The 4,369-nt window shown below is 51.2% G+C and carries 4 protein-coding genes and 1 pseudogene; 3 read left to right on the top strand and 2 right to left on the bottom strand.

Going from position 1 to position 4,369, the window contains the following annotated elements; all coding sequences use genetic code 11:
• Positions 1-295 (top strand): annotated as a pseudogene (locus tag Q0231_RS16310) (hypothetical protein); the annotation flags it as partial.
• Positions 296-430: 135 nt separating this feature from the next.
• Complete coding sequence (locus tag Q0231_RS16315; RefSeq protein ID WP_299349275.1) at positions 431-970, top strand: MarR family transcriptional regulator; 540 nt, start codon at positions 431-433, stop codon at positions 968-970.
• On the opposite strand, the gene Q0231_RS16320 is transcribed toward Q0231_RS16315, so the two are convergent.
• On the bottom strand, positions 967-1,653 hold the full coding sequence (locus Q0231_RS16320; RefSeq protein ID WP_299349278.1) for a glyoxalase superfamily protein: 687 nt from the start codon (positions 1,651-1,653) through the stop codon (positions 967-969). The genes Q0231_RS16315 and Q0231_RS16320 overlap by 4 nt on opposite strands.
• 244 nt (positions 1,654-1,897) lie before the next feature.
• Here Q0231_RS16320 and Q0231_RS16325 point away from each other — a divergent pair, with 244 nt between their 5' ends.
• Positions 1,898-3,232, top strand: a complete 1,335-nt coding sequence (locus tag Q0231_RS16325) for an FAD-binding oxidoreductase (RefSeq protein WP_299349281.1) — start codon at positions 1,898-1,900, stop codon at positions 3,230-3,232.
• 70 nt (positions 3,233-3,302) lie between these two features.
• Here the strand turns inward: Q0231_RS16325 and argC are convergent.
• On the bottom strand, positions 3,303-4,369 hold a 1,067-nt coding region (gene argC / locus Q0231_RS16330; RefSeq protein ID WP_367274510.1), incomplete at its 5' end, for an N-acetyl-gamma-glutamyl-phosphate reductase.

Here is a 4,369-nt window from a genome sequence, read left to right on the forward strand (position 1 = left end):
GAACTGGGAGGGATACAACACCGATGGCAAGTCGCTGATGCCGGTCCTCGCGGGCACGGAAGATCACGTTCGGTCGCACATCTTCACTTACAACTTTTCGTTCCGATTCAACCCAGAAGACACCTGCTGGATCTTGTCCGACCCCGGGCGTGAAGCGGTCCGGAACAAAAAGGGCTACAAGCTCATCCGATCCTTGCACGACCCGGATGAGCTGTACGATCTGATCGAAGACCCTCTGGAGCTGAACAACTTGATCCCGATCATGCCCGCTCCACCCTGCGCATGGTCAATGTGATCGTAAAAGTCAGCTAACGCGGCTCACCACCCTTCACTAAATTGTGGATCACGCATACTTCACGCCCTTTGCGATTGACGCCAAGGGTTTGCGGCCTATTAGTGCGCAAAACGAACATTTTGTTGTGGACCAAACATGCAGCACGCGCAAACACTTGAGACAATTCACCGGCTCACCCATCGGCATTGGATGAAGAGCGCTGGGGCGCTGGGTTTAAGCTACTCTGAATTTGAATATCTAAGTGCAATCTACGAACAAGCCGTGTTGAGTGAAACAACCGACCACCACGGTCAACACCTGCATGACATTGTTACCGCCATGGGCGTCAATAAAGCTTCGGCCAGCGCCATGATGGACAAACTTGAAAAACGCAAATTGGTTCGCGTGAAACCCTGTAAGCGCGACGCACGCGCGAAGCACTTTTTGCTGAGCAAAAAGGGTGAAGAACTGCGGGTTATCGGCAAATCAGCTGATGAGCAGTTAGCCAGCGTACTTGAGGCGGACATACTGGCCATCTTGAGCCCTGCACCTGTTCAAACAGTCGCAGCGTTAGAGCATATGCCAGATGCGCCAAAAGAGGAAAAGAAACCGCGTGCGAAGAAAAAGGCTGAGCCAAAACCAAAAGAGCCCGCCGAACAAGCCGACGCGCTCCCGCAGCTAAGCTTGTTTGGCTAGTTGAAACCTAGATTTTGTGGATCATCTCCACCATATGGTCGACCGCCGGAAATGGGGATGTCTTTTTCCACTTTCTCAAAGGTGATGTTGCGGAATTTTGCGGTGCCTTTTCCCGACAACATAAGCCCAAAGTTGACTAAGTCTGCGCCACTGGGGACATCTAAAACCAGCTCTAATAGTGTCCAATCGTTTGTGCCCTCAAGGGCGCGATAAGGCGGTACATCCACCATATTGTCGAACGCCAATGTGCTTCTGGGTTTACCATCCACACGAATCCACAAGCTAGCCGGACCGCTTTCAATTGTCGCGACTTCGGCTGTCAGCTTCACATGAAAGTCCAAATAGGTTTTGGCATCAACAAATTGCATTAGCGAGGCGAAAACGTTGGGTCGGTTTTCTACACACTGGATAATCAACTCATTGGTTGGCTGCGTGTTATCAAGTTGAACACTATAGCAATCAAGATGCTCGCGCCCAATGAACGACCAACCTTGTGGAATATCGTTGTCGCGTTGTTCGTTGGGCGTTTTGTCCAACTTCGCACTTAGATGGTTCCAACTTTTTTCGCCTAAAGTCTCGGCTAGTAGTTCGAGCGATTGGGCGTGCGAGAGTTCAAGGTTTCGGATGGACAGCGCTTTGCGCAGGGCCTTTGCGTAGCCCTTAATCTGCTTTTCAGTAAACATGTTCGCCTCATTTGTGACGATCTAAAGCCAGTTTGGGCGTTGCCAGCAGATCGTCGCAATGTTGACGATTTGCATTTTTTGAGTTCTAGCGCTTTCACCATACCATTAAAGGTGCCCACAGCAGGCAGCGCTTGCCTGAAGAAACAATATCGTTGCCCAGCTGCCGGATCAAGTACACAAAGTGCTCGCTTTACCGCAGCTTCGCACCAATCTAGTCTCCAATGAAAATACAATGAGTGTTGTTATGAAACGCATCTATGAACCCATGGCGTATGGTGCTCAGCCCATCGAAAACTGCTATTGGCACGGCTTCATGCCGGACAATGGTCCCCAATACCCGAGTGTTTCAGATGAAATCAATTGCGATTTTGCCATCATTGGTGCCGGCTATACTGGCCTCAGCGCCGCCCTACGCCTTGCAAAACACAGTGCAGACGTGGTGGTTGTTGATGCAAACGCGCCGGGCTGGGGCGCGTCGGGCAGAAACGGCGGATTGGTTTCGGTTGGCGGGTCCAAACTTTCAGACAAACAAATTGTGGCAAGATTCGGCCAAGAAGATGCACGCACCTATTTTGCGACGGAACGCGCTGCTGTCGACTTTGTTGAGGGGCTGATCGTTGAGCTTTCACTTGACGTTGACCGTCACTCGAAAGGCTACACGTTTGCAGCGCATAGCGAAACGGCCGTCAGTTCGGTAAAAGATTACGGTGCACAGTATCAGTCTCGTTATGGCCTTGATTGTGAGTTCCTCGACAAAAGCGCTATGGCTGAACATGGCATGGGCAGCCCAGAATTCCATGGCGCGGTAAACTTGCCGATAGGTTTTGCCTTAAACCCAATGAAATTCATATTGGGGCTAGCCCACGCGGCCTCTTCCGCCGGAGTTCGGATTTTTGCCAACAGCGCAGTTCAAGACATAGAAATTGATGATGTTTTCTCACTGCACACGGCCAGCGGTATCGTGCGGGCGAAAAAGCTAATTGTGGCCACGAATGGCTATTCAAGCGACGATGTGCCGAACGCCTTTGCTTCTCGTTACATGCCGGTGCAATCAAACATAATGGTCACCCGGCCACTGACTGACGACGAATTGGCAAGTCAGCGCTGGTGGAGCGAGCAAATGGTGGTGGATACTCGCAATCTTTTACATTACTTCAGGCTACTGCCTGATAAGCGCATGCTATTTGGCTTGCGCGGCTCTGTTAGGGCCAGCGTGCAGAACATGGAAAAGACCAAGCAGATTGCGCGTGCCGACTTTGACCGTCTATTCCCCAAGTGGCGCAAGGTTGAAACAGACCACTTCTGGTCGGGCTTGATTTGCATGTCCCGTGATTTGGTGCCGTTTGCAGGCCCGATTGCAGGGATTGATGGTGCATATGCGGCCATGGCCTATCATGGGAACGGGGTCAGCATGGCGCCCTATTGCGGCGCTCTGGTGGCTGACATGGCGCTTGGTAACCAAACAATGCCACACGCCCAACTGATGCAGAAGCAAATGCGCAAGTTCGAATTGGGCCCCCTACGCCGAAACCTGTTGCCGCCTGCTTTTGCTTGGTACAAATTGCTGGATAGAATTTAGGGTTTGTTGCTCAACAATGGAATCAACTGGCTCGCAATGTGATTCTGCGAGCCAGTGTAAGTGATTGAATTTATGGGAACATTGGCAGTTGGCTAAGGCCAGTTGTTTCTTCAATGCCGAAGGCGACATTGAAGTTTTGCAAGGCTTGGCCCGCGCTGCCTTTGACCAAATTGTCGAGCGCAGCAATGACAACGGCACGGCCCGGAATACGGTCTTCGAACACATTGATGACGCAAGAGTTGGAGCCGCGCACCATACCGGTTGAAGGCATTTTGCCTTCATTCAACACGCGAACGAAAGGCTCGCCTTTGTAAGTTGAGTCTAAAGCCGCTCGTAAATCATTGACTGATTTACCTTTTTCCAGTTCCACATGCGCTGTGATCAATTCACCACGTGACATGGGAATCAAGTGCGGAGTGAAATTCACTTTGATCTCTTTGCCCGAAACGGCGCCAATTTCTTGCTCAAGCTCAGCGGTGTGCCGATGTGCGCCGACAGCATAGGGTGACATGCTTTCGCCCGCTTCTGCCGCGAGTGTGTTTTGCTTTAAGCCCCTGCCCGCGCCCGTGACGCCAGACTTTGCGTCAATGATCAAAGCTTCAACATTGATCAACTGCGCTTTGGCCAAAGGCAATAGCGCCAATAGGGTGGCTGTTGGATAGCAGCCTGGGCACGCGATGATCCGTTTTGTGCGAATCGCGTCTCGATTGTGCTCTGTCAGGCCGTAAGCAGCGATGTCTTGCAGTGCTGGATCGACGTGTTCATTGCCATACCAGCTTTTGTATTGCGCTGGATCGCGTAATCTGAAATCCGCTGACATGTCGATGATCTTCGGTTTGTCGGTCGATTGTACGATTTGAGACACAATTTGCTGGCTAGTTGCATGTGGCAATCCACAAAAAACAACATCTAACGCAGACCAATCGATATCGTCAGCACGTTGTAATTGTGGAAGGTCAACACCACCTAAGTGCGGAAACACCTCTTCTACGGGCTTTCCAGCATGTGTATTGGCGGTAAGAACAGTGAAATTGATATTGGGATGACAAATACCCAATCGCATTAAATCAGCCCCTGTATACCCGGAGGCACCCAGCAGTGCGGCGTTGAGCTTCTGGCTCATGATACTTGCCCTCT

Origin of the sequence: uncultured Maritalea sp., from assembly GCF_937139385.1 — a bacterium.
Classification (GTDB): domain Bacteria; phylum Pseudomonadota; class Alphaproteobacteria; order Rhizobiales; family Devosiaceae; genus Maritalea; species Maritalea porphyrae_A.